This window comes from Streptomyces tateyamensis, assembly GCF_003205575.1.
Taxonomy (GTDB): Bacteria; Actinomycetota; Actinomycetes; order Streptomycetales; family Streptomycetaceae; genus Kitasatospora; species Kitasatospora tateyamensis.
The window spans coordinates 1-23,946 of the sequence record NZ_PYBW01000047.1 but is presented as its reverse complement, the minus strand read 5'-3'; the positions used below and the strand labels follow the sequence as shown (position 1 = coordinate 23,946).

The 23,946-nt window shown below is 74.6% G+C and carries 28 protein-coding genes; 11 read left to right on the top strand and 17 right to left on the bottom strand.

Annotated features, from left to right (window positions below; all coding sequences use genetic code 11):
* Positions 1-10: 10 nt before the first annotated feature.
* On the bottom strand, positions 11-313 hold the full coding sequence (locus tag C7C46_RS15175; protein ID WP_110669875.1) for an urease subunit gamma: 303 nt from the start codon (positions 311-313) through the stop codon (positions 11-13).
* A gap of 169 nt (positions 314-482) precedes the next feature.
* Here C7C46_RS15175 and C7C46_RS15170 point away from each other — a divergent pair, with 169 nt between their 5' ends.
* The 3 genes from C7C46_RS15170 to C7C46_RS15160 all read left to right on the top strand — a co-directional run bounded on the left by C7C46_RS15170 (position 483) and on the right by C7C46_RS15160 (position 1,866).
* Entirely contained in the window at positions 483-1,151 is a 669-nt protein-coding gene (locus tag C7C46_RS15170; RefSeq protein ID WP_110669873.1) for a phosphoribosyltransferase, read from the top strand.
* A gap of 4 nt (positions 1,152-1,155) precedes the next feature.
* Positions 1,156-1,599, top strand: coding sequence for a DUF5990 family protein (locus C7C46_RS15165; protein WP_110669871.1), 444 nt, complete (start codon positions 1,156-1,158; stop codon positions 1,597-1,599).
* A 66-nt stretch (positions 1,600-1,665) separates the two neighbouring features.
* Positions 1,666-1,866 carry a DUF4287 domain-containing protein gene (locus tag C7C46_RS15160; protein ID WP_110669869.1) on the top strand — a complete coding sequence of 67 codons (201 nt, stop codon included), beginning with the start codon at positions 1,666-1,668 and terminating at the stop codon, positions 1,864-1,866.
* Between the two features lie 5 nt (positions 1,867-1,871).
* Here the strand turns inward: C7C46_RS15160 and C7C46_RS15155 are convergent, their stop codons facing one another.
* From C7C46_RS15155 to C7C46_RS15095, 13 genes are read right to left on the bottom strand one after another with little or no spacing between them, the layout of a single operon-like run.
* Positions 1,872-2,543, bottom strand: a complete 672-nt coding sequence (locus C7C46_RS15155) for a GNAT family N-acetyltransferase (RefSeq protein ID WP_110669867.1) — start codon at positions 2,541-2,543, stop codon at positions 1,872-1,874.
* Entirely contained in the window at positions 2,533-2,964 is a 432-nt protein-coding gene (locus C7C46_RS15150; RefSeq protein WP_110669865.1) for a GNAT family N-acetyltransferase, read from the bottom strand. Before C7C46_RS15150 ends, C7C46_RS15155 begins: the two co-directional genes overlap by 11 nt.
* Before the next feature lie 42 nt (positions 2,965-3,006).
* Positions 3,007-3,984: an alpha-ketoacid dehydrogenase subunit beta gene (locus C7C46_RS15145; RefSeq protein WP_110669863.1), complete on the bottom strand. Its 978-nt coding sequence runs from the start codon at positions 3,982-3,984 to the stop codon at positions 3,007-3,009.
* The gene (locus C7C46_RS15140; protein WP_245984428.1) at positions 3,981-4,961 is read right to left on the bottom strand and encodes a thiamine pyrophosphate-dependent dehydrogenase E1 component subunit alpha; all 981 of its coding nucleotides are present in this window, start codon (positions 4,959-4,961) and stop codon (positions 3,981-3,983) included. The genes C7C46_RS15145 and C7C46_RS15140 overlap by 4 nt, the downstream gene beginning before the upstream one ends.
* Complete coding sequence (locus tag C7C46_RS15135; protein WP_110669860.1) at positions 4,958-5,938, bottom strand: phytanoyl-CoA dioxygenase family protein; 981 nt, start codon at positions 5,936-5,938, stop codon at positions 4,958-4,960. Before C7C46_RS15135 ends, C7C46_RS15140 begins: the two co-directional genes overlap by 4 nt.
* A 20-nt stretch (positions 5,939-5,958) precedes the next feature.
* On the bottom strand, positions 5,959-6,954 hold the full coding sequence (locus C7C46_RS15130; RefSeq protein ID WP_110669858.1) for a VOC family protein: 996 nt from the start codon (positions 6,952-6,954) through the stop codon (positions 5,959-5,961).
* The gene (locus tag C7C46_RS15125) at positions 6,951-8,234 is read right to left on the bottom strand and encodes a beta-ketoacyl-[acyl-carrier-protein] synthase family protein (RefSeq protein WP_110669856.1); all 1,284 of its coding nucleotides are present in this window, start codon (positions 8,232-8,234) and stop codon (positions 6,951-6,953) included. Before C7C46_RS15125 ends, C7C46_RS15130 begins: the two co-directional genes overlap by 4 nt.
* Positions 8,231-9,841, bottom strand: coding sequence for a class I adenylate-forming enzyme family protein (locus C7C46_RS15120; protein WP_110669854.1), 1,611 nt, complete (start codon positions 9,839-9,841; stop codon positions 8,231-8,233). Before C7C46_RS15120 ends, C7C46_RS15125 begins: the two co-directional genes overlap by 4 nt.
* Positions 9,842-9,870: 29 nt before the next feature.
* A complete protein-coding gene (locus C7C46_RS15115) occupies positions 9,871-10,359 on the bottom strand; it encodes a hypothetical protein (RefSeq protein WP_110669852.1) in 489 nt (162 codons plus the stop codon).
* On the bottom strand, positions 10,359-11,357 hold the full coding sequence (locus tag C7C46_RS15110; protein WP_110669849.1) for a beta-ketoacyl synthase N-terminal-like domain-containing protein: 999 nt from the start codon (positions 11,355-11,357) through the stop codon (positions 10,359-10,361). Before C7C46_RS15110 ends, C7C46_RS15115 begins: the two co-directional genes overlap by 1 nt.
* Entirely contained in the window at positions 11,354-11,743 is a 390-nt protein-coding gene (locus C7C46_RS35030) for a hypothetical protein (protein ID WP_181442361.1), read from the bottom strand. Before C7C46_RS35030 ends, C7C46_RS15110 begins: the two co-directional genes overlap by 4 nt.
* Complete coding sequence (locus C7C46_RS15100; RefSeq protein ID WP_110669847.1) at positions 11,740-12,009, bottom strand: phosphopantetheine-binding protein; 270 nt, start codon at positions 12,007-12,009, stop codon at positions 11,740-11,742. The genes C7C46_RS35030 and C7C46_RS15100 overlap by 4 nt, the downstream gene beginning before the upstream one ends.
* A 23-nt stretch (positions 12,010-12,032) precedes the next feature.
* Positions 12,033-13,361 (bottom strand): class I adenylate-forming enzyme family protein, encoded by a 1,329-nt coding sequence (locus tag C7C46_RS15095; RefSeq protein WP_220040626.1) that lies wholly within the window; start codon positions 13,359-13,361, stop codon positions 12,033-12,035.
* A 338-nt stretch (positions 13,362-13,699) separates the two neighbouring features.
* On the opposite strand from C7C46_RS15095, the gene C7C46_RS15090 reads away from it, so the two are divergent.
* Both C7C46_RS15090 and C7C46_RS15085 read left to right on the top strand, forming a co-directional pair.
* Positions 13,700-14,416, top strand: coding sequence for a class I SAM-dependent methyltransferase (locus tag C7C46_RS15090; protein WP_110669843.1), 717 nt, complete (start codon positions 13,700-13,702; stop codon positions 14,414-14,416).
* A gap of 60 nt (positions 14,417-14,476) precedes the next feature.
* Entirely contained in the window at positions 14,477-15,412 is a 936-nt protein-coding gene (locus C7C46_RS15085) for an alpha/beta hydrolase (protein ID WP_110669841.1), read from the top strand.
* Between the two features lie 65 nt (positions 15,413-15,477).
* Here C7C46_RS15085 and C7C46_RS15080 read toward each other — a convergent pair whose 3' ends face one another.
* The 3 genes from C7C46_RS15080 to C7C46_RS15070 form a co-directional block, all read right to left on the bottom strand.
* Positions 15,478-16,236, bottom strand: coding sequence for an ABC transporter permease (locus C7C46_RS15080; RefSeq protein WP_110669838.1), 759 nt, complete (start codon positions 16,234-16,236; stop codon positions 15,478-15,480).
* A gap of 33 nt (positions 16,237-16,269) precedes the next feature.
* Entirely contained in the window at positions 16,270-17,214 is a 945-nt protein-coding gene (locus C7C46_RS15075; protein WP_110669836.1) for an ABC transporter ATP-binding protein, read from the bottom strand.
* Positions 17,215-17,358: 144 nt separating this feature from the next.
* Positions 17,359-18,507, bottom strand: coding sequence for a glycosyltransferase (locus tag C7C46_RS15070; RefSeq protein WP_110669834.1), 1,149 nt, complete (start codon positions 18,505-18,507; stop codon positions 17,359-17,361).
* A gap of 119 nt (positions 18,508-18,626) precedes the next feature.
* On the opposite strand from C7C46_RS15070, the gene C7C46_RS15065 reads away from it, so the two are divergent.
* The 6 genes from C7C46_RS15065 to C7C46_RS15045 all read left to right on the top strand — a co-directional run.
* Positions 18,627-19,514 (top strand): 3-oxoacyl-[acyl-carrier-protein] synthase III C-terminal domain-containing protein, encoded by an 888-nt coding sequence (locus tag C7C46_RS15065; RefSeq protein ID WP_245984427.1) that lies wholly within the window; start codon positions 18,627-18,629, stop codon positions 19,512-19,514.
* A gap of 108 nt (positions 19,515-19,622) precedes the next feature.
* Positions 19,623-19,961 carry an acyl carrier protein gene (locus C7C46_RS15060; protein WP_110669830.1) on the top strand — a complete coding sequence of 113 codons (339 nt, stop codon included), beginning with the start codon at positions 19,623-19,625 and terminating at the stop codon, positions 19,959-19,961.
* Positions 19,962-19,965: 4 nt separating this feature from the next.
* A complete protein-coding gene (locus C7C46_RS35025; RefSeq protein WP_181442360.1) occupies positions 19,966-20,829 on the top strand; it encodes a 2-hydroxy-acid oxidase in 864 nt (287 codons plus the stop codon).
* Entirely contained in the window at positions 20,826-21,509 is a 684-nt protein-coding gene (locus C7C46_RS15055) for a 4'-phosphopantetheinyl transferase family protein (protein ID WP_181442359.1), read from the top strand. The genes C7C46_RS35025 and C7C46_RS15055 overlap by 4 nt, the downstream gene beginning before the upstream one ends.
* Positions 21,506-22,387, top strand: coding sequence for a class-II aminoacyl-tRNA synthetase family protein (locus tag C7C46_RS15050; protein ID WP_110669825.1), 882 nt, complete (start codon positions 21,506-21,508; stop codon positions 22,385-22,387). The genes C7C46_RS15055 and C7C46_RS15050 overlap by 4 nt, the downstream gene beginning before the upstream one ends.
* Positions 22,388-22,470: 83 nt before the next feature.
* Positions 22,471-23,946, top strand: a 1,476-nt coding sequence (locus tag C7C46_RS15045) for a condensation domain-containing protein (RefSeq protein ID WP_181442358.1), incomplete at its 3' end; no start/stop codon positions are given.

Genomic DNA, 23,946 nt, shown 5'->3' with positions numbered 1-23,946 from the left:
TGTTCGGCCGTCACCGGATCGGTCCGTGAACCGTGACCAGCTTGGTCCCGTCCGGGAAGGTCGCCTCGACCTGCACGTCGGGGATCATCTCGGCGATCCCGTCCATCACGTCGGCTCTGGAGAGCACCCGGCCACCGGACTCCATCAGCTCGGCGACGCTGCGCCCGTCCCGGGCGCCCTCCAGCAGGTGGGAGGTGATCACCGCGACCGCCTCGGGGTGGTTGAGCCGCAGCCCGCGGGCCCGCCGAGCGGCGGCCACCTCGGCGGCGACGTGGATCAGCAGGCGTTCCTGCTCGTGGGGGGTGAGCCTCATCTGCGCGCACCTCAAGGGGAGTTCAGAGGGCGCGGACACAGCGCTGTGCCGCGGGGGACGTTCTCGTGGCGGTAACGGTAGCGGAGCGGCGGCCGGTTGCAGTAGGGGGTGCCGCGTGTCGCTGCGCTCACCGCTCGTTCGAGTGGCAGGCTGGAAGGAGGTGAAGCAGATGACCGTCTTCCATGACTCGTTCCACGACTCGGGCCGGCGGACCAGGTTCCGTGACCGGACCGAGGCCGGACGGCTGCTGGGCGAGCGGGTGGCCGCCTGGCGGGCCGACGACCCGGTGGTGCTGGGGCTGCCGCGCGGCGGGGTGCCGGTCGCCCACGAGGTGGCCGAAGCGCTCGGCGCGCCGCTGGACATCCTGGTGGTCCGCAAGATCGGCGCACCCGGCCAGCCGGAGCTGGCGCTGGGCGCGGTCGGCGAGGGCGGGATCCGGCTGTTCAACCACGACATCGTGACCGCCCTGGGCATCGGGCCCGACCAGCTGGAGCGGCTGGCGCACGCCACCGCCCTGGAGGTCGCCGAGCGGACCGAGCTGCTGCGCGGCGCCGCGCCGCCGCTGGAGCTGGCCGGGCGCTCGGTCGTGGTGGTCGACGACGGGGTGGCCACCGGGGCGACGGTGCGGGCCGCGATGGCAGTGCTGCGCCGCCGCGAGGTGGCCCAGCTGCTGCTCGCCCTCCCGGTCACCGCCCCCGAGGCGCTGCGGCTGCTGGGCCCGCTCGCCGACGACCTGGTCTGCCTGAGCACCCCGGCGGACTTCCAGGCGGTCGGGCAGTACTACGAGGACTTCGACCAGACCACCGACCAGGAGGTCCGCCGCCTGCTGGCACACTGACGCCATGCAGCTGCGCATCGAGGGCCACACCCTGCCGGGCCGCACCTGCGGGCCCGGGCTCCGGTTCCCGGGGGCCGCGGCGATCGAGGTCGCCGTCCAGCGCCGGGACCGGCCCGCCGACCTGCTCGACCCCCAGCCCGGGGACGCCGAGGCGGTGAGCTGGGCGCTGCCCTGCGAGTTCACCGCCGAGGGCGAGCTGCGCGGCCCGTACGTGCAGAACCGGCTCGGCGGCCGGTTCGTCTACCTGAGCTGGCTCGGGCGGCCGCCGGGTGAGGAGCAGGCACGGATGTTCCGGCGCGCCAAGCTGATGCTGGCCGACGTGCCGTCACCGGTCCTCGCCGCCGCCCGCGCATCCGGGCTGCTGGTGGGCCGGCTCGCCCTCACCGACGCCAAGGGCCACCCGCTGTGCGGGCGGGTGGTGCCCCCGGCGGTCGAGTGGCGGGCCTGAGTGTCAGTGCCGGCCCGCACTCTGGTGGCAGGCCAGCACGCGCCGCACCTTGCGAAGGAGAACACCATGACCCAGCCGGTCAAGGACCCCGCCAGCTACTTCCCCGCGATCGAGCAGAAGTACGGCCGCCCGGTCACGCAGTGGCAGGAGCTGATCCGCTCCTCCCCGCTGACCAAGCACATGGAGCTGGTCGCCTGGCTCAAGTCCGACCACGGCCTGGGCCACGGCCACGCCAACGCCCTGGTCGCTGCCACCCTGGCGAAGTGAGCCGGTCACTCCGTCGGCAGCCGCAGGCAGTACTGGACCCCGAGCTCCCGGAACCCCAGCCCGGCGGCCACCCGACGCGAGGCCGCCGGGCGCGCCCGCCACTGCGGCAGCAGGTCGGCCGCCAGCGCATGGGCGACGGCCGCAGCGGCGGCGGACCGGGCATGGCCCCGGTTGCGCTCGCCGGGGTCGGCGAAGACGTTGAGCTGGGCGGCGCCACCGGGCCAGACGTGGTACCCGGCCGCCGCCAGGGCCCGTCCGTCCGGGGCGAGGACGGCAAAACTCAGGTTCGCCAGGTCGGTCTCGTCCGCCTCCGGCGCGGTGGCCCTGGCGCGCAGCGCGACCAGGGCTGGGTCGTCGTGGGGCAGGTGCACGGCGGGCTGCCCGATCGGGCGGAACTCGGCCCGGTCCAGGTAGGCGAGGTGGGCGGGGCCGATCACCTCGGTGGCCTCGGGGTGCCGGGCCAGGTCGGCCACCGGCACGGCGCGCAGCCGCTGCGCCGCCCGGTCGGTGGGGGCCGTGACCAGCGTGCCGTCCCCGAGCGTGACCGCCCCGCACCACCCCGGCGGGCAGAGCCCCGAGTCCGGGGAGACCACGACGCTCACGCCCGCTTCGGGGAAGTCCGCCCGGCCCAGCCCGGCCCAGAGCAGCCGGGCCCGCTCGCTCAGGTCACTGCTCACCGAGGAGCATCCACTTCTCGGTGACCGTCAGCGGCTCGAAGCCGACCTTCGCGTACACGCCGTGCGCGTCCAGGGTGGCCAGCATCACGCGGCGCAGGCCGAGGGGCATCAGTTCGTCGCGCACCGCTGCGGCCAGGGCGGTGCCGAGGCCCAGGCCGCGGGCCGCCTCGGCCACGAAGACGTCGCAGAGCCAGGCGAAGGTGGCGCGGTCGGTGACCACCCGGGCATAGCCGACCTGGGCGCCGGTGCCGGCCTCGTAGAGCCCGAAGTTGAGCGAGTTGGCCACCGCCTGCTCGTGCTTGTCCCGTGGCCTCCCCTTCGCCCAGTACGACTCCTCGGCCAGCCAGCGGTGGACCAGCTCGCGGTCCAGCCGGGCCGGGTCGGTGGAGATCTCGTAGCCTTCGGGCAGCTCAGTCGTCATGCCGGGATCCAAGCAGCCCGGGCCGGCGCCGACCACCGGATTTCACCAGGCCCAGCCCCCCTTCAGCACCCCCCGGACCGCTGTCCGCAGCTGCTCGCGGCTCGGCTGCAGCGCGCGGTCCAGCTCGGGGGCGAAGGGCAGCACCGCGCCGTCCGGGCGGGTCACCCGGCGCGGTGGGGCGACCAGGCGGAACTCCTCGCTCGCGGTGGCCAGTACCTCGGCCGCGAAGCCGCAGCTGCGGTTGGCGTCGTCCAGCACGACCAGGCGGCCGGTGCGCTCCAGCGAGTCGCCGAGCGCCTCCCAGTCGAAGGGGTGCAGCGTGCGCGGGTCGAGCACCTCGATGTCCACCTCCCCCGCCAGTTCCTCGGCCACCGCGAGCGCCTCGTGCACCAGGTGGCCGATCGCCAGCACCGTCACCTCGGTGCCGGGCCGGTGGATCCGGGCCGAGCCGAGCGGGATCGGGACCAGCGGCGCCACCACGTCCTCGCGCACCGGCAGCGCGCCGGCCGGCGCGAAGAGCAGCACCGGGTCGTCGTCGCGGATCGCGGTGGCGAGCAGGCCGTAGGCGTCGCTCGGGGTGGCCGGCACCACGGTCTTCACCCCGACGTGGGCGAACAGGCTGTACGGCTGGTCCGAGTGCTGGCCGGCCCAGCCGAGCCGGGAGCCCGAGCCGGGAACCACCACGGTCAGCGGGACCCTGGCCTGACCCCCCGTCATCAACGAGAACTTGTGTGCCTGGTTGGCGATCTGTTCGAAGGCCAGGAAGAGCAGCGAGGGGATCTGCAGCTCGATCACCGGCCGCATCCCGGCCAGCGCCGCCCCCACCCCCATCGAGGTGAAGGCCTGTTCGGAGAGCGGGGTGTCGACGATCCGGCCGGCCCCGAACCGGTCCCGCAGGCCGAGCGTGACCCCGGCCATCCCGGCGCCGACGTCCTCGCCGAGCACGCAGACCGTCTCGTCCTCGGCCAGTGCGTCGGCCAGCGCCCGGTTGAGCGCCTTGGGGTAGGAGAGCCAACTCATGCGCCCGCCCCCGCCCTGGCCCGCAGCCCGTCGGCATACAGGTAGCGGCTCGCCCCGGTCGCCGCCGGCACCGCCCCGGCCCGCGCGAACTCCTCGGCCCGGTCCAGCAGTTCGGCCACCTCGGCATCGATCGACGCGGCCTCGGCGGGCGGGTCGAGCAGCAGCGGGTCACGCGCCCGCCAGGCGGCCACCTCGGCCGCGTCCCGGTAGCTCAGCTTCATCCGCCGCTCCACGGTGTGGTGGCCCTCGAACCGGTAGGTGCGGCACTCCAGGAAGCTCGGCCCCTGGCCCGCCCGGGCCCGGGCCGCCGCGCGCCCGGCCGCCGCGGCGACAGCGGCCACGTCCATCCCGTCCACCGTCTCGGCCGGGATGCCGAAGGCCGCCGCCCGCCCCACCGCGCTGCCCGCGACCCCGGCACTGGCCGGCAGCGTGGTGGCGTAGCCGTTGTTCTCGCAGACGAAGACCACCGGCACCCGCCAGATCGCAGCCAGGTTGAGCGACTCCAGCAGCACCCCCTGGTTCAACGCGCCGTCGCCGAAGAAGGCGGCCACCACGGTGTCGCGGCCGCGCCGCCCCGCCGCCCAGGCGGCGCCGACCGCGATCGGGGCGCCGGCGCCGACCATGCCGTTGGCACCCAGGATGCCGAGCGAGAGGTCGGCAGCATGCATCGATCCGCCCCGTCCGTGGTTCAACCCGTTCTCCCGGCCCAGCAGTTCGGCCAGCAGCCGCCCCGGGTCGGCGCCCTTGGCGAGCACGTGGCCGTGGCCGCGGTGGGTGCTGGTCAGCTGGTCGCCGGTCCGCAGCGCCGCGCAGACGCCGACCGCCACCGCCTCCTGCCCGGTGTACGGGTGGGTCCCGCCGACGATCAGCCCCTCGCGGACCAGCGCCAGCGCCCGCGTCTCGAACTCCCGGATCAGCCGCATCATCCGGTACCGCTCGGCCGGGGTCTCCAGCGTCGGCGAGGAGACCTGGGTCACCGCGGTTCCTGCCAGACCACCGGGCAGTACGCGGGGTCGGCGTAGTCCGGCTGCCCGTCCGCGGTGCGCCGCACCAGCACGTCGTGGTTGTACACCACCGGCGTGCCGTCGGGCCGCCGGAACGGCCGGTAGCGGTTGCCGCCGTCCTGCAGGTGCAGCGAGACGGCCCGGCGCGGGTGGCTCGCCAGGTTGGGCCCGCTGCCGTGGTAGGTGCGGCAGTGGTGGAAGGAGACGTGCCCGCGCGGGATCTGCACCGGGATCCTGGTCACCTCGGCGCCGTTGAACTCCGCGTTTCGCGCCAGCAGTTCCTCCAGCTCGGAGCGGTCGCGGCGGGCGAAGTGGCGGCTGGAGTCGTCGCCGCCCGGCAGCTCCTGCCACTGGTGGCTGCCGTCCACCATGGTGATGGTGCCCTGCTCGGTGCCGCAGTCGTGGAACGGGATGAAGGCGGTGAGCATCCGCTGCGAGGTGGAGGTCTGCCAGTAGTGCTTGTCGAAGTGCCAGGGCACCAGGTTGCTCGGCTCGGCCGGGTTCGGCGGCTTGAGGATCAGGGTGGCCTGGAAGACCCGGATCTGCTCGGCCTGGGCCAGCCGGGCCGCCACCGCGCCGAGCAGCGGCTTGCAGAGGATCTCGCGGATCGCCTCGCTCTCGTAGTGCACGTAGTCGTTGTGCCGCTGCACCTCCCCGTCGGCGGGCGTCCAGGCGGCCAGGTTCGGCGGGCGCAGCGGGAGTTCGCGGTCCTTGAGGCCCGCGTAGTAGCTCTCGGTGGCGGCCTGCAGGGTGTCCAGCTCGGCGTCGCTGAACAGCCGCCGGGACAGGTACCAGCCGTGCTTCAGGTACCCCAGCACCTCGCCGTTGCTGGGCAGCAGTGCCGCCTCCTGCTCGGTGAGGGTGAACCGGGGGGCCGTCAGCTCGGTCGCCGGCTCAGTTGTCAGTTCGGCCGTCAGCTCGGTCGTCAGCTCGGTTGTCAGGTCGGTCATCGCGCCGATCCTCCCGTCGGTCAGTGGTCGCCGGCGGCGGCGCGCTGGCGCTCGACCGCCTCGTAGAGGGCCTTGATGTTCGCCGTGCCGAAGGTGCCGGCGCCGCGCCGCTCGATCAGCTCCAGGAAGAAGGTGCGCCGCGGGTGGGTGGAGCGGGCGAAGATCTGGAACAGCTGGCCCCCGTGGTCCTCGTCGACCAGGATGTGCAGCTCGCGCAGGGTCTCCACCGGGATGGCGCACTCGGCCACCCGCTCGGCGAGCTGCTCGTAGTAGGCACCGGGGGTGACGAGGAACTCCACGCCGCGCTCGGTGCTCTCGCGCACCGCCCGGGCGATGTCCCCGGTCTCGAAGGCCAGGTGTTGCACGCCGGTGCCGCCGTGGCCGGCCAGGAAGGCGTCGATCTGGCCGGGTTCGCGGCTCAGGTCCGGCTCCAGCAGGGTGAAGGTCACCCCGGTGGACTCGCTCTGCACCACCTTGGAGTCCATCGCCTGCGCGCCCACCTCGATGAACTCGCCGAAGATCTCGCGCAGTCCCAGCGCCCGGGCGGCGTAGTCGACGGTGCCGGCCAGCTCGCCGCCGGGCACGCAGATCGCCACGTGGTCCAGCGAGCGCAGCAGCCCGGCGGGGCCGGCCGCGGCCAGCACCGGGTCGTCGGCGGCGACCGGACGCAGCGCCAACTCGCCGAAGCCGCCGACCAGTCCGCGCTCCGGCAGCTCGACGGCCCCGGCCGCCAGCGCGGCCGCCCGCACCGCGCCGGGGTCGGTGCAGCGCAGCGCGAGCGCGGCCACCGCGTCGCCGTGCCGGCGCACCGACTCGGCCACCGGGTGCTCGGGGTCCGCGGCGCTGACCAGCACCAGCCGGACGCTGCCCTGCACGGCCAGCCGGGCGGTGGTGCCCGGGCGCTGCGGTCCGGGCAGGTGGCGCAGGGCGAAGCCGTAGTCGGTCGCCAGGCCGACGGCGGTCTTGTCCGCGTCTGCCACGTGGAACTCCACGTAGGCGATGTCCTGCACGGTCACGAGGGGTCTCCCACGGGGTGCTTGGTGACGGGGGTGGGCGGCGGGCCGAAGACCAGGCAGAGGTTGTGGCCGCCGAACGCGAAGGAGTTGGAGAGCACGGCGCGCAGCGGTCCGCGCCGGGTGGTGCGGACGTGGTCCAGCTCGCACTGCGGGTCGACCTCGTCCAGGTTGGCGGTGGGCGGCAGCACCCGGCCGGCCAGCGCCAGCACCGAGATCGCGGCCTCCACCGCGCCGGCCGCGCCGAGCAGGTGGCCCAAGGCGCCCTTGGTGGAGCTGACGGCCGGGCCGTGCTCGCCGAACACGGCCCGCAGCGCCGCGGCTTCGGCCCGGTCGCCGAGCTTGGTGCCGGTGCCGTGCGCGTTGACGTAGTCGAGGTCGGCGGCGGCGAGCCCGGCACTGCGCAGCGCCGCTCGCATCGCGTCGGCCGCACCCGCGCCGTCGGGGCGCGGCGTGGTCGGGTGGTGGGCGTCGGTGGAGGCGCCCCAGCCGAGCAGTTCGGCGTAGCCGGCCGCGCCGCGGGCCGCCGCGTGCTCGGCCCGTTCGATCACCAGGACGCCGGCGCCCTCACCGAGCACGAAGCCGTTGCGCCGCCGGTCGAAGGGCCGCGAGGCCAGCTTCGGTGCTTCCCAACCAGACGCCAGCGCGCGGGAGTTGTAGAAGGCGGCAGCCACCGTGGGGTGCAGCGAGGCGTCGGTGCCGCCGCACACCACCACGTCCGCCTCGTCGGCCCGGATCAGCCGCAGCGCCTCGGCGACCGCCTGGGCGCCGGCCGCGCAGGCCGTGACCGGAGCCGAACTGTAGCCGCGGATCCCGTACTTGATGGCGATCCGGGCGGCCGCCATGTTGCTCAGCATGCCGGGCAGCAGGTACGGGCTGACCGCCGGGCGGCCGCGCTCCTGGCGGGCGCGGGCCTGTGCCTCGTAGGTCTCCAGGCCACCGCCGCCGGTGCCGACCACCACGGCCACCCGGTGCGGGTCCGCGTTCTGACCGACCATCAGTTTCGCGTCCTGGACGGCGTCCTCGGCCGCGGCCAGGGCCAGCAGTGCGAACCGGTCCACGCACCTGGCCTCGGTGACGGGCAGCACCTCACCGCCGTCCACCGCGGGGGCGATCCCGGCCTCGGTCAGCAGGCCGGCCACCGGGTGCCCGGAAGGCGGGCGGACCAGCCCGGACCGCCCGGCCAGCAGGGCGCCCAGCACCTGGTCCGCACCGCGCCCCAGCGGGGTGAGCAGGCCCAGGCCGGTGACCACCGCGGCCGGGCCCCGTGCCGGGCGGCTCACCGGGCGCCCAGCTCGGCCGGCTGCCGCTCGCGCAGCAGCACCTTGCGGACCTTGCCGGTGGGCCCCAGCGGGATCGCCGCGTCGGCCACCACGCTGACCTGGCGGACGGTGCGGGCCACCGCCGGCTCCAGCGCGGCGACCACCTCGGCGGTGCGGTCCACCGCCGGGTCGGCTCCGGCGGCCAGCTGCAGCAGGATGTCGGTGACCACCTGCTCGTCCACCCGCCGGGCCACCACGGTGCAGTCCGCCACCTCGGGGCAGGCGGCCAGCACCCGCTCCTCCGACAGCGCGGTGTACAACCGGGCGCCGCCGGGCAGTTCGACCGCGTCCACCAGCCGGTCGACGTGGTAGTAGTAGCCCTCCTCGTCCCGGTGCACCAGGTCGCCGGTGCGGAAGTAGCCGCGCAGCCGGGTGCGCTGGGTGGTCACCGAGTCGTTCCAGTAACCCAGCGCCAGCGTCGGCGACTTGGTGATCAGCTCGCCCACCTCGCCGGGGCCCAGCTCGGTGCCGTCCGGGCCGACCACCTGGCAGTCGACGAAGGTGTGCGGCTTGCCGACGCAGCGGCCGTACCGCTGGGACTCGGGGGTGTGGGTGAGGAAGAAGTGCGAGTGGCCCATCTCGGTGGAGCCCAGGCCGTCGACGAAGACCGAGCCGGGCAGCCGGGTGCGCCCGGCCCGGGTGGCCTGCTCCCGGCTGCCGACCGCGACCAGGCGGCGGATGTGCGCCTCGTGCGCGCAGTCGCCGGTGTTCCACCACAGCGAGACCGAGTCCAACCGGCGCCGCGCCAGGTCGAACCGGGCGAGCGCCGCCCAGGTGGCGGCGAAGCCGAAGACGCCGTGCGGTCGCCAGCTTTCGATCTCGTCCAGCACCTGGGCGCCGCTCGGCTGGGAGAGCAGCAGCAGCTCGGCGCCGGAGCCGAGCGCCAGGTTGACCGCGATCAAGGTGGCGGCGTGCGCGGCCGGCAGTGCGCTGAGCACCCGGTCGGCGCCCTGCGCGCGGGGCAGCGAGTAGCGGTGCCGGATCGCGGCGAACAGGCTCTCGTGCGAGTGCAGCACGGCTTTGGGCAGGCCGGTGGTGCCGGAGGAGTGGGTGATCGCCACCGGGTCGCCGGACCAGTGCGGGTAGGGCTCGGGCGCCTGGTCGGGGTCGCCGTCGAGCTCCGGCAGCAGCGGGGTGCCGGCCAGCTCGGCGTCGGCCAGCGCCACCCGGTGCTCGGCGTCGGCCAGCACTCCGACCGCGCCGAGCCGGGCGATGTAGCGGGCCGCCCGCTCGGCGTCGAGCAGCGGGTTGAGCAGCGCCGGGATCGCGCCGAGCCGGGCCAGCGCCAGGAAGCCGAGCACCTGGTCGGCGGCGGCGGTGGCGAACACCACCACCGGGTCCCGCGGGCGGATCCCGAGCTCGGCCAGCGCCGCGGCCCGACCCCTTACCAGTTCGTCAAGTTGACGTACCGTCAGTGACAGGCGGGCCGGGTACTGGTCGACGGGCGTGTCGAAGGCCAGCGCCGGCGCGTCGACGTCCAGGTCCAGCCGCATCCGGGTGGTCAGGACGTTGCCGGCGCCGAGCTGCTCGTCCGCGGCCAGCACGGCGCGGAGACTGCGGTTGCTCATGGGATCGCTCTCTCGTCTGGAACGGAAGATCAGTGGGCGGGCGCCAGCAGCACCGCGGTGGCGTGGTCCGACTCCCCGTCGGCGGTGGCCTGTTCGGCGGCGACCAGCAGCACCAGGTCGGCCTCGCCGCCGCTGAGCAACAGCTCGGCCTCGGCCAGCCCGACCGGCTCGCCGCCGCTGCCGAGCGCCAACACGGGGCCGGTCAGCAGCCAGCGGGCCGCCAGGTGGCCGAGCACGGCGTTCGGGTTGGACTGGAAGAAGAGCAGCGGCGGCACCCGGCGCCCGTCCGCGACCGCACCGGCGATGGCGCGCGCGGTGCCCACGTCGCCGCTGCTGCTCACCAGCACCAGGGCGGTCCGCCCGACGGCGCCGAGCGGGGCCGCGCCGTGCCACCGGGTCAGGCAGCGGTCGGCGGTCTCGGCCACCAGCGGGTTGAAACTGGACACGGTGAACCCGGCCAGCCGCGGCAGTTCGGTGTCCCCGGGCTCCGGCCAGGCCGCCCGGGCCAGCTCGACCATCACGGCGCACCGACCAGCAGCGCGGTGTTGGCGCCGCCGAACGCGGAGTTGACGGTGAGCAGGTGGGGCGCGGCCAGGGTACGCGGTGCGTCGACCACCACGTTCAGCCGGCACTGCTCGTCCGGCCCCAGCCACCCGGCGTTCACCGGCACCTTCCCTTCTGCCAACACATCTATGGTCACTGCGAGTTCGAGCAGCGCGGAAGCCTCGAGGGCGTGTCCGTGCAGGCTCTTGGTGGAGCTGACCGGCAGTTCGGCGAGCTGCTCGCCGAAGGCCAGGGCCAGCGCCGCCGCCTCGGCCGCGTCGCCGATCGGCGAACCCGTCCCGTTGGCGTTCAGCCAGCCCACCTGCGCCGCGCCCACGCCCGCCCGGTCCAGCGCGGCCCGGATCGCCCGGGCCAGCCCCGCCCCGCTCGGATCGGGCCGGCAGACGTGGTAGCCGTCCCCGGCCCGGCCCCAGCCGGTGATCCGGGCCAGTGCGGACCGCCCGGCGGCCGGCCCGGCCTCCAACGCGAGGGCGACCACGGCGTCGCCGAGCAGCAGTCCGTCCCGCCCCCGGCTGAACGGACGCAGCACGCCGCTGCGGGACAGCGCCCGCCCCGCGTCGAAGACCGCGAAGGTGTCCGGCTCCACCAGGTAGCCGGCCGCCACCACCAGGCGCTCGGCCCGGCCGGCCGCGATCAGCGCGGCGGCGTCCGCGACGGCGGTCGAGGCGGCGACGCAGGCGCCGGTGTAGACCCGCGGGTCGACGCCGAACCGGGCGGCGAGCCCGGCCGTGATCGGCCGCGCCCGCTCGTCCCCGTGCAGTGCGAGCAGCACGGGCGAGCCCTGGACGCCGACCTCGGTGAGCACCTCGGCCAACTGCCCCGCCAGGTCCGGGTCCCCCGGTTGGGTGGCGGCCACCACGGCCTGACGGTTCGACACGTCGAACCGGGTCACCGGGGCGAAGGTCCCCGACCGTACCGCCAACCCGGTCACCAGCACCGGTACCGCAGTCATACGTCGGCAACCGGTGCCGCGTCAGGCAGCCTCTGCCCGTCGAGGAGCGGCTCCCCCGGCCTGCGGCCGGGAGGTACCCCCAGGGCCCTGGTACTGGAGCTGCTCGGGCTGTCGGACGGTGCGGCGGGAGCGGATGCCGGGGGCCGCGACGGGGCGAGGGCCGCCTGAGGCGGCACCAGCGTCTGCAGCGCCGCGACGGCCTGCCCCACCGTGTGCACGGTGGCCAGCTCCGGGCTCTCCGGGTCCAGCTCGACGCCGTAGCGCTGCTCGGCCTCGGACAGCAGCCAGGTCAGTTCGAGCGAGCCGATCTCCTCGTCGACCTGCTGCGGTGCCCGCTCGCCGAAGGCGGCCAGCATCTCCAGCACCGCCTCCCGGGTGACCGTCACGCGGGGCCGCCCACCGGCGCCGCCTCGACCCGGCGGGCCACCTCGGCAGTGAACTCGTCGATGGTCATCAGGGCGGTGCTCTCCATGTCGTCCAGGTCGAAGCGCACCCCGAACTCCTCCTCGACCTGCACCGCGAGGTCGGCCAGGGCCAGCGACTCCAGGTCCAGTCCGGCCGGGCCGAGGTCGGTCTGGCCGGTCGCCTCGGAGACGTCGTAGTTCATCGCGGTCAGTGCGGCCAGCACGAAGCCACGGATCTGGTCCTGCATGGGAGTTCTCCTCGGGGGGGTCGTCAACTTGGGTGGACCGCGGCGGCCGCGGCGCGCAGCGCCTGCGCGTCCCGCAGCACCTTGCCGGTGGCCGTGCGCGGCAGGGCCGGCAGCAGGGTGAGCCGGCGCGGCAGCTTGTAGCCGGCCAGTTGCCCGGCCAGCTCGGCGCGCAGCAGCTCGGCGGTGGTGTCGGCCGCCGCGTAGGCCTCGATCGCGCCGTCGGCGAAGGCCACCACGGCCTCGCGCACGCCGGGCAGCGCGGCCAGGGTCTGCTCGACCTCGGTGAGGTCGACCTTGAGCCCGCCGATCGAGACCTGCGAGTCCTGCCGGCCGCGCACGGTGATCAGGCCGGTCGTCCGGTCGAGGTCGGCCGCGTCCCTGGTGTGCAGCAGGCCGTCCGACCAGCGTCCCGGGTCGGTCAGGCCGAGGTACGGCGACTCCGGTTGGGCCAGGTGGAGTTCACCGTCGATCAGTTCGGCCCGCATCCCGGCCACCGGCCGCACCGACGGGTACAGCTCGCCGGTCAGGTCGGTGGCGATGACGCCGATCTCCGTCATCCCGTACATGGTGCCCAGCGGTACGCCGTAGCGGGCCGCGAAGGCTGCGGGCACGCTGGGCCGGACCAGCTCGCCGGCCACGATCATCCGGACCAGCTGGGGAGTGGGCGGCGGCTGCGCCATCCGGGCCAGCAGTTCGGCGTAGAACGGCACGCCGAGCAGGGTGGTGGGGACCTCCGCGGCCCGCACCGCCGCCAGGATGCCCGGCGGGGTGAGCCGCTGCGGCACCACGAGTTCGAGGCCGGAGCGCAGGCTGTGCAGCAACCCGCCCACCAGACCGAGCACGTGGACCATCGAGGCGAGCAGCACGATCCGTTCGCCGCGCCCCGGGTAGTGCGCCAGTTGCCGGTAGCAGTCCAGCTCGCGGACCAGGTCGGCCGAGGTGCGGGCGATCACCTTGGACGGACCGGTGGAACCGGAGCTGAGCTGGACCAGTACGTGCGCACTGGTAGCCGGTTGACCGTCCGTCAGTGGTTCGACGGACTCCGGGCCGATCAGGTACTGCGGCCGCAGCCGGTGCAGTGCCCGTTCGGTCTCGGCGAGGGTCAGCCGGTGGTCGAGCAGCGCCACCTGGGCGCCGAGCCGCCACGCCGCGAGCAGTGTGGTGACGTAGTCCAGCGAGGGCGGCAGCCGTAAGGCCACCGTTCCGCCGGCGGTCAGTCCGACCGCCGCCAACTGTTGTCGGCGGTCGTCGACCAGGCGCCGCAGATGGTGCCGGTTCACCGGCTCGCCGAGGTGCAGGCAGGGTTCGGCCGGGTCGCCGGAAAGCAGGTAGTGGTCGACCCAACCCGCCACGCCTTCGGAAAGTCGGGCCGTTGGGGAGAATCGTGCTGTTGGAGCGGGATAACCAGTCAACGCCACTCCATGGCAGACAGAGTCGGTAATGGTTGACTTCTCGTAGTGCTTTCCCCGTGGCCCCGACCCTGGCACAGGAAATTTCCCGGGTCAAGGTCTATACCAATGGTCGGGCAGCCGCCTACGCTGCCTGCCCGGAGTGGGTCGCCCGGCCCACCGGGAGGGAGTCCGGCCCTGTGGATTTGAACGTGGACGCGCCAAGAAGCGGCCTCTCGGGACCGCCCGGCGACCCCTCCCGGGACTGGGACTGGGAGGACCCCGAGGCACTCGCGGCACGCATGGCGGAATTCTCCGCGGAACTCGCCGAATGCGGGTCGATCGAGGTGGCGGCGGAGAATCTTCCGCACACCGCGGCGGATTTCGCCGCCCTCGGTCTGGACGGGATCGAATTCGCCGCATTCCGCACCCGGCATCCGCGCGGACTCGGCTCGGACATCACCGCGATGCACCACGGGAATTCCCGCACCGAATTCGGCCGGGTGTACCGGATCGACGGATCGGCGCTGTTCACCATGCTGGACGTGGCCCGGCCGCTGCCGTTCGCCGACGCCGCCGTGGACTGGGTGTACGCGGAGCACCTGATCGAGCACATCCCGCTGCCGGTCGCCGTCGGCTGGCTGCGCGAGGTGCGCCGAGTGCTGCGCCCGGGCGGCGTGCTCCGCCTCACCACCCCCGACCTGGCCCGCTACATCGCCGGCTACGCCGACCCGGCCGGCGGCTTCTTCGCCCGCCACCGGCGCCGACTGCGGCTGATGCGGGTCGGGCCGCCGATGCCGGAGCGCCCGGCCTTCATGCTGAACCAGATCTTCTACCACTACGGCCACCGCTGGATTTACGACGAGGCCGAACTGCGCCACGTACTGGGCGAGGCGGGTTTCGCGGCCGACCGAATGCGCCGGTGCTCCTTCCAGCAGGGCGCCCGGACCGATCTGGCCGAGTTGGACACCGTCTTCCGCAACGACGAGACGATCTACCTTGAGGCCACCGCCGACTGAGCGTCCGTCAGTTGCAACGGCCCGGATTCCGTCGATCCAGCGGAAATGAAGGATCATTAGATGCCCCATCATCCTCAGCTGCGGACCGCGTACGAACAGCGGGCTGCGGCCGGTACCCCGCCGCTCTACACGCTGACCCTCGAACAGGCCAGGGCCGCCGATCTGGCCGACCTGCGGGCGGCCGGCGGCAACCCCGAACCAGTGGCCCGGGTCGAGGAGTTCAGCATTCCCGGCCCCGGCGGCCCGCTGCCGCTGCGGCTCTACCGGCCCAGCCCGCACCGCGAGCTGCCGGTGCTGCTCTACCTGTTCGGCGGCGGCTGGACGCTGGGCTGCCTGGACACCGCGGACGCGATCTGCCGCACGCTGGCCAACGCGGCCGGCTGCGCGGTGGCGGCCGTCGGATACCGGCTGGCGCCCGAGCACCGCTTCCCGGCCGCACTGCTGGACTGCCACGCGGCGCTGAGCTGGCTGGCCGCCGAGGCACCCGCGCTCGGGCTGGACCCGCGGCGACTGGCCGTCGGCGGAGACAGCGCGGGCGGCAACCTGGCGGCCGCGCTGACCCTGCTCTGCCGCGAGCGCGGCGGCCCGCTGCTCCGTCACCAGCTGCTGGTCTACCCCAACACCGACCACGCGGCCGACACCGAGTCCCGGCGCACGGCCGAGGACCCGCTGCTCTTCAACCGCTGGTCGGTCCAGTGGTACTGGGGCCACTACCTGGCCTCGGCGGCGGACGGCGCCGACCCGCTGGCCTCGCCGCTACGGGCCGCCTCGCTGGCCGGCCTGCCGCCGGCCACCGTGATCACCGCCGAGTACGACCCGCTGCGCGACGAGGGCGAGGCCTACGCGAGCCGCCTGGCGGCCGAGGGCGTGCCGGTCGAGCTGCGCCGCTACGACGGCATGGCACACGGCTTCTTCGCCATGCCGGGCCGCTTCGACGACGGGCGCGCGGCGCAGCGGTACGCGGCCGAGCGGGTGCGCGCGGCACTCTTCGACTGAGCAGCACGTGTAGCGGGGCCCTCCGCCTGGCGGAGGGCCCCGCTAAGCGCGCGCCCGCGCGGGTGTCAGCGCACCCGGTCGGTGAACAGCCGCGCCGACCAGAGCACCGCGACCACCGTGAGCGCCGAGACCAGCACCAGGCTGCGCCAGACCGAGGCGTCACCCAGGTGGCCGGCGAACAGTGCCCGGATGCCCTCCACGGCCCAGTAGAACGGGTTCCAGTCGGCCACCGCCCGCAGCCAGCCGGGGGCCAGCGAGAGCGGCAGCAGCACCCCGGAGAGCAGCGCGATCGGCTGCGCGATGGTGTTCAGCACCGGGGCCAGCGCCGCGTCGCTGCGCACCATCAGAGCCAGCCCGAAGGAGACCGAGGAGGCCATCAGCGCCAGCAGCCCGAGCAGCAGGTAGGCCAGCAGCAGCAGCCCGAACGGCACCGTGAGCCCGAACGGCAGCGCCACCAGGGTGATGATCACCGCCTGCACCAGCAGCGCCACCACCTCCCGCATCGCCCGGCCGAGCAGCAGCGCGGTGCGGCTGACCGGAGTGACCCGGGTCCGCTCGATGATGCCCGCACGCAGCTCGCCCAGCAGCGAGAAGCCCGTGAACAGGCCGCCCATGATGACCAGTGCGGTCAGCAGGCCCGGCACGTAGATCCGGTAGGCCTGCGCGTAGCTGCCGCCCGGCGCCAGCACCGGGCGCAGCAGCGGGGCGAACAGCAGCAGGTAGAACAGGGGTTGGACGACTCCGACGATGAGCCAGATCGGGGTGCGCCACATCAGCAGCAGCTGCCGCTGGAAGATCAGCCAGGTGTCCCGGGCCAGTTTCAACGCGTGCTCCGCTCAGTGCTTCCTGACCTGGGGTCAGGAGATGGTCCGTCCGGTCCTGGCCAGGAAGACGTCGTCCAGGCTGGGCCGCTGCAGCCGGGTCTGCTCGGGCCGCAGCCCGGCCTCGGCCAGCGCGTGCAGCAGTTGCGGGATGGCGCTCGCGCCGTCGGTGACGTACAGCCGCAGCTCGTCGCCCTCGCGCGGCTCGATGCGGTGCACGCAGTCCAGCCCGGTGAGCACCTTCTCGGCGGCCTCGGCGTCCGCCGCGGCCAGCTCCAGGGTCACCACGTCGCCGGAGATCTCCCGTTTGAGCTGCTCCGGGGCGCCCTCGGCGACCAGTTCGCCGTGGTCCACGATGGCGATCCGGTCGCAGAGCGCGTCGGCCTCGTCCAGGTAGTGGGTGGTCAGCAGGACGGTCATGCCCTCCTCGCGCAGCCGGCGCACCTCGGCCCAGACCTGGGCCCGGCTCTGCGGGTCCAGGCCGACCGTGGGCTCGTCCAGGATCAGCAGGCGGGGCCGGTGGATCACGCCGAGGGCGAGGTCGACCCGGCGGCGCTGGCCGCCGGAGTAGCCGGCGCACGGGCGGTCCGCGAACTCGGTGAGCTCGAAGGCGGCCAGCGCCTGCTCGGCCCGCCGGCCGGCCTCGGCCTTGCCGATCCCGTAGAACCTGGCCTGCAGCACCAGTTCCTCGCGGGCACTGGCGCCGTCGGTGGTGCCGCCGCCCTGGGCGACGTAGCCGATCCGGCGCCGCACCTCGTGCGGCTCGGTGCGCAGGTCGGCGCCGGCCAGGGTGACCTCGCCGTCGTCGGGGCGGACCAGTGTGGCGAGCATCCGCATGGTGGTGGTCTTGCCCGCGCCGTTCGGTCCGAGCAGGCCGAAGATCTCACCGGGTTCGACAGTGAGATCCAGGCCCCGAACCGCGTCGACGGGGGCGGAGCGACGGGACCGGAAGCTCTTCCGCAGTCCCTTGGTGACGATCAACCGAGACTCCCGGGGTCGGTGGGATCGGCGAAGCACCCGGGGCGCGGCGACATGGGCAGCGCCTGGCGAGATCCCCGGGGTCGCCGGTCACCCTATGGTGCGCGGACCCTGGAAAACAATGGTCTGGACCATGAAGTCCAGTGGTCAGGCTGCCACTTCCTCGATCCGGCGGGCGGCCGCAGGCGCCCCGCCGGCCGCCCGGAAGTCCGCTGCCAGGGCGGCGGCGGCCGTCCGGTAGCCGGGCTGTTCGAGTACGGCCGTCAGTGCGGCGCGCAGTTCGGCCGGGCTCGCGGTGGCGAAGTCCACCTGTCGGCCCGCGCCCGCGGCCACCAGCTGGACCGCGGTCACCGGCTGGTCGTGCCGGATCGGCGCGGCCACCACCGGGACCCCGTGGGCCAGCGCCTCGCAGGTGGTGTTCATCCCGCCGTGGCACAGCACCGCGCCAAACTCGGCGCGGCGCAGCAGCTCCAGCGTCGGCACCCGGTCCACCGCCAGCACGTGGCCGGGCAGTTCGCCCGGGGCACCGGCCACGATGCCCTGCACCCGGTCGGCGAGCGGGGCCAGCGCCCGGGCCACCCGCTGGTGGAAGTCCCCGGCCACGTCGGCTGCCAGCGTGCCCAGGCTGACCAGCACCGGGGTGCGGTCCGGGTCCAGCCGCTCCCACGGGAAGGGCTCGGCCACCGGACGACGGCCCAGCAACGGCCCGACCAGCGCGACCTGACCGGGCAGCGCCACCTCGCCCAGCAGCGCCCGCCCGGTGAAGGCCAGCACCAGGGCGGGCGAGAACCGCGGATCGGCGTACTCCTCGGCGGGCAGCCCGGCCCCGGCCCACAGTGCGCGCAACAGCTCGTCCCGCCACTGGGCCTGCCGCGGCGTCAGGCGCTCCACCAGCTCGAGCGCCGAGGGCGCCAGAGTCACCCAGGGCAGCCCCGCGCGCCGCGCCACCAGTGCGCCGGCCGGCGTGTGCTGATCGACCAGCAGCACGTCCGGGCGCCACTGCTCGACGATCCCGGTCAGCGCCTTCCTGGTGAACCGGGCATACGGCACCACGAAGCCCTCCCAGAGCGAGCGGATCGCCGCCTCGCCGCTGCCGCCCTGCGGGCGGAACAACCGGCTGCCGGTGGAGAGCACCGGTTCCTGCTCGCCGAGCAGCGCCCGCAGTCCCGCACCGGAGCCGGCCCAGGCCACCTGGTGGCCGCGCGCCCGCAGTTCGTCGGCCAGGGCGAGCGCGGGCAGCACGTGGCCGGCCAGCGGCGGAACGACCAGCAGGCAGCGCAGGGCGGAAGTGGTCATCTGGGGGCCTCCGAGCGGCTGGTGGGACCGGCGGCGGCTTGTGCGGTCCGCGGGGCGCGGGCATAGTAGCCCGGGTGACCGCACTGGCGGCAGTCGCCGTCCATCTCCCCCCTTCCTCCGTGTCGGTCGAACAGCTCGGTGCCAAGCTCGGTCTGACGAGCCGTCAGATTACGTTGTTGCGTCGTTTCCACGGCCTGGACCGGGTCCGGCTCGATCCCTCGGGCGACCTGGAGACCCTGCTGGCCGGCGCCCTGTCGGCGCTCACCGAGCTGCCCGGCCGCGAGCACCTGGTCCGGTACGTGCTGTACGCCCGCAGCATGCCGGTCGGCGTGCCCTACCCGCTCGATCCGCTGCCCGGCCTGCTGGACCGCTTCGGCCTGCACCGGGCCCGCTCCTTCACCGTCACCCACCACGCCTGCGCCGCCTCGCTGCTGGCCGTCGACCTGGCGGGCCGGTTGCTGACCGCCGACGGTGACCCGGAGGCGCTCGCGCTGGTGCTGGCCGGCGAGAAGACCTTCACCCGGGACGCCCAGCTGGTGCCGGAGACCTCCTTCTTCGGCGAGGGCGCGGCCGCCTGCCTGGTCGCCTCCGGGGACGGCCCCGACCGGGTGCTCTGCTACGCCAGTCGGCAGCTGGGCGAGTTCGACGGGCGCCTGGCCGAGGATCCCGAGCTGCTGGTCCGCTACCAGAAGGCCTACCCGGAGGCGATGGCCGAGGTGATGACGGCCGCCCTGGCGCGGGCCGGCCTCGGCTGGGACGCGCTCGCCCTGGTGCTCCCGCACAACGTCAACCGGGTGTCCTGGCAACGGCTCTGCCGCCTGGTCGGCTTCCCGGTGGAGCGGGTGGTGCTGGACAATGTGCCCGAGGTGGGGCACAGTTTCGCTGCGGACGCGTTCATCAACCACCGCACTGCCACCGCTCGTGGTCTCCTCCGGTCGGGCGACCGGTACCTGATCGCGGCGGCCGGCCTCGGCGCGACCTTCTCGGCCATGGTGCTCGAACACTGAGCGACCCTCAGCATTTCACCACTGAGCGGCCCACCCTTCTTCCGGCCTCGGGCCCCTGCGGCCCGCTGCGCTTTCTTCACTCGTCAATCTTCCTTCCAGGGACGGACCGTGACGGACTCTGCGATCGACCTCTCCGCATCCGACCCCGCTGCCGAGGCCGCGGCCGGCCACGCCGCGGCGCCGGACCCCGAGCTGCGGGCCCGGGTGCTCACCGGCATCGGCGAGCTGCTGCCCCGGGTGCTCAAGCGGGAGCTGGCCGAAGTGGCCGAGAACGCCTGCCTCTTCGACGATCTCGGGCTCACCTCGGCCAGCACGCTGGAGCTGATCCTGGAACTGGAGGACAGCCTGGAGCTGCAGATCGACGTGGAGGAGATCGGCGAGGACGACCTGCGCTCGGTCGGCTCGCTGGCCGACTTCGTCGCCGGGCACACCATCGGCGAGGACTGAGCCGATGTTCCTCGCCGATCCCCCGGCAGCCGCCGAGCCGGGCCCGGCACTGGGCCTGCGCCGGGTGCTCGCCCGGGAGTTCGGCGGGCACAGCGCCGCCGCGCACCATCCGGACCTGCGGGTCTTCCTCTCCGACCTGGTCCGCCCCTACGGGCTGGAGCCGGACCGGGAGGCGTTGCGGACCGGGCGCGGGCACGCCTACGCGGAGCTGGGCGAGGCGCTGGTGCGCGAGCTGGTCGGGCCCAAAGAGCCGGTCGACCTGCTGGTGCTGGCCTTCGCCTCACCCGACGTGCAGCCCGGGCGGGCCGCCGCGGTGCACCTGGGTGAGGTCTGCCCGGGCCGCCCGCTGGGCTTCGCGCTCTGCGACCAGGGTGCGGCCGGCGTCTTCACCGCGCTGCGCATCGCCCAGGCCTACGCGCGCGACGGGGCGGTGCGGCGCGCACTGGTGCTGGTCGCCGAACAGGCGCAGTCCTACTACCCGTTGGCCCGTCCGGCACCGTGGCCCGACGGGCACCGGGCGGTCGGGCTGCTCTGCGAGGCGACCGGCTCGGACCCTGACCTGGCCGTGACCGACCAGGTCGGGGTGGGCCTCGCGCAGGTACCCGAGCTGCTGGCCAGGGCCTGGCGACCCGGCGAGGCACTGCTGCTGGGGCCGGGGCTGGCCCGAGCGGCCGCGCCCGCGGGCAGCGACCCGGTGCGGACCGATCCGGGCCGGCCCTTCACCGGACTCTGGTCCGCCCTGGCCGACCACCACCCGGGGCGGCGGCCGGTCCTGCTGGCGGAGTACGCCGACGGCTTGCTCTGCCTGGCGCGGTGGCAGCCTGCGGCGGAAACCGTACGACCGTTCGTGCTGGAGGCCGCCGAGTGACCGAGGTCGAGCTCTGGCTCATCCCCACCGACCAACCACCTGATATCTGCGCCGAGTTGGCCGCACTGCTCGACCCGCAGGAGCGCGACCGGGCCCGCCGCACGGCGGACCCGCGCCGCCGCCGGCGGTTCGTGGTGGCCCACGGCGCGGCCCGGCTGCTGGCCGGCGTTCGCTGCGGGCGGCCGCCCGCCGCGCTGCGCTGGCAGCGCGGTCCGCACGGCAAACCGGAGCTGCCCGGCCCGGTGGGCGTCAGCCTGTCCACCGCAGGCGGCTTCGCCCTGTTCGCCACCGTGGAGCAGCGGGCCGTGGGGGTGGACCTGGAACCGGTGCCCGCCGAGCCGACCGCGCTGCGGCTGGCCGAGCGCTACTTCCCCGCCGACGAGGCGGCCTGGGTGGCCGGCCACCGTGCCGCCGAGCGGTTCACCCGGCAGTGGACCCGCAAGGAGGCCGTGGTCAAGGCGCTCGGCGGCCGGCTGGCCGACGGGCTGCGCCACCCCCTGCTGGGCCCGCCGCGGCTGCTCACCGAGACCGCGGGCGGCCCCTGCCAGGTCCTCGACCTCACCGGACCGCCCGGCCACCGGGCCGCCGTCGCCCTGCTCGGCGCCGCGCCGTTCACCGTGCACCAGCGGGTCTGGTGCCCGGACCCGACCGTCAACTCCTCACCCCTGGTGGAACCATGAACGAAGCCGACGCCCGCCCGGTGCCCACGGGGGCGCCCGGTGTCTACTGCTACCCCGAGTCCTTCGAGCGCCTGGTGGCCGACCTGCGCACCGGCATCGCGGCGCTCGCCGCGGACGAGCCCTTCGGCCGCCTCGCGGTGCCGCCGGTGATCGCCCGCCGCACCCTGGAGCAGGCCGGCTACATCGCCTCCTTCCCCCAGCTGCTCGGCACCGTGCACAGCTACGCGGGCACGCCCAAGGAGTGGGCCGCGCTCGCCCCGCTCGCCGGCGAGGGCGGCCCCTGGCACCAGCGGCAGGAGATCACCGACCTGGTACTGCTGCCCGCCGCCTGCTATCCGGTCTACGCCTCGCTCGCCGGGCGCGAGTTGGCCGAGCCGGTGCGCTACGCGGTGGAGGCCGGCTGCTTCCGGCAGGAGCGGACCACCGAGACCGGGCGGCTGCGCAGCTTCCGGATGGCCGAGCTGGTCACCGCCGGCACCGAGGAGCACTGCCTGGACTGGCGGGAGCGCTGGCTGGACCGGATGGCCGACTGGCTGACCGGCTGCTCGCTCAAGCCCGCGGTGGAGGTGGCCGACGACCCGTTCTTCGGCGCCGGCGCCAAGCTCTACCAGGCCGCCCAGCGCCGCCAGCAGCTCAAGTACGAACTGCGGGTGGAACTGGAGGACGGGCTGGTGCAGGCGGTGGCCTCGGCCAACGTGCACAAGGACCACTTCGGGGAGGCGTTCGGCTTCACCGCGGCCGGGGCCACCGGGCAGACCGCGTGCGCGGCCTTCGGGCTGGAGCGGATCGCGCTGGCGCTGCTGCACGCGCACGGGCCCGACCCGCGGCAGTGGCCGGCCGCGGTCCGGGACGCGATCACCGGGGGCCGGCCCCGGTGACCCCGCACCTCGTCCGGTACCGCAGCGACGGCCCCGGGGGCAGCGGTCCGCTGACGCTGGGTCAGGACAACATGATCCGGTGCATGCTGAACGACGCGCCCGAGGCCATCAACAAGCAGGCCGTCTGGCCGGTGCCGCCGGGCACCACGGTGGCGGCCGCGCTGGACGCGCTGCGGGCGCTCGCCGAGCGGCACCCGGCGCTGCGCACGGTCTTCCCCGGTGACCACTTCACCGAGCAGGTCGAGCTCGCCGAGGGCGAGTTCACCGTCGCGGTGGTGCCGGTGCCGGACGGCGACGACCCCGACCGGCTGGGCGAGGAGCTCGGCCGCAAGGGGCGGGCACAGGCCTTCGAGCCGGCCACGGACTTCCCGCTGCGGCTCACCCTGCTCACCTCGGGCGACCGCCCGGTGCGGCTGGTGGTGGTCGTCTCGCACGCCCAACTGGACGGCTCCGCAACGGCGCTGCTGTTCCGCGACTGGCTGCTGCTGGCGGCCGGCCGGCCGCTGCCGGAGTCGGACTCGCCCAGCCCGCGCGAGCTGGCGGCGCAGGAGCGGAGCACCGCCGGACAGCGCCGGGCGCGTGGTGCGCTGCGGCGCTGGGAGCGGATCCTGCGCGAGGACCCGGTCACGGTCTTCGCCGACGACCGGGTCGAGCCCTCGGACGGCCTGCTGCCCGCCCTGCTGGTCCGCTCCGCCACCGCCGGCCAGGCGCTGGAGCGGGCGGTGCGGCGCACGGGCGCCAGCCCGTCCACCCTGCTGCTGGCCGCCTACGCCGCGCTGGTCGCCCACCTGGCGGACCAGCGGACACTGGTGGTGGCGACCCTGTCGGCCAACCGGAACCGGGCGGTGCTGGCCGGCCACGTCGGCACGCTGGCCCAGGACGCGCTGCTCTCGGTGCGGGTGCCGCTCGACGACCCGGCGGCCGGCTTCGACGCCCTGCTGCGGCACGCCCAGGCAGCGGCGCTGGCCGGGTACTGGCACGCCACCTTCGACGCGCAGCAGCTGTGGGGGCTGATCGACCGGGTGGCCCACGAGCGCGGGGCGCGCTACGTGCGGCACATGGTGCTCAACGACCTCAGCTCCACGGTGCCGGACGAGGCAGTGGCCCGCTACCAGGCGCCCACGGCGGACCCGGAGTTCGTCTGGCTGCCGCCCGAGAGCGCGGCGACCCGGATCATGCTGGACGTCTGGCGGCTGCGCGGCGAGGTCGCGCTCAGCCTGCGCCTGGACCCGCAGCTGTTCCCGCGCGAGCAGGGCGAGCAACTGGCTCGGGCGCTGCTGCACCTGATCGAGGTCGCGGGCGAACGCGACTTCCTGCTGGCCGAGTTGCCGCAGCTGACCGGCCTGCCCCGGGCCCGGCGCGACCGCCCGGGCTGGCGCCTGGTGGCCGGCAGCTGGGTGGAACTCGAGGCGGTGGCCGCACTGGTCCGCTCGGCTCTCGATCTGGCGGCCGAAGTCAGCTTCGCCAACGGCGAGTTGACCGCGACCATGGAGCTGCCGCCGGGTTCGGCGCTGACTCCGGTCGAGGCGCACGCGGCCGTGGTCGCGGCGCTGCCCCGG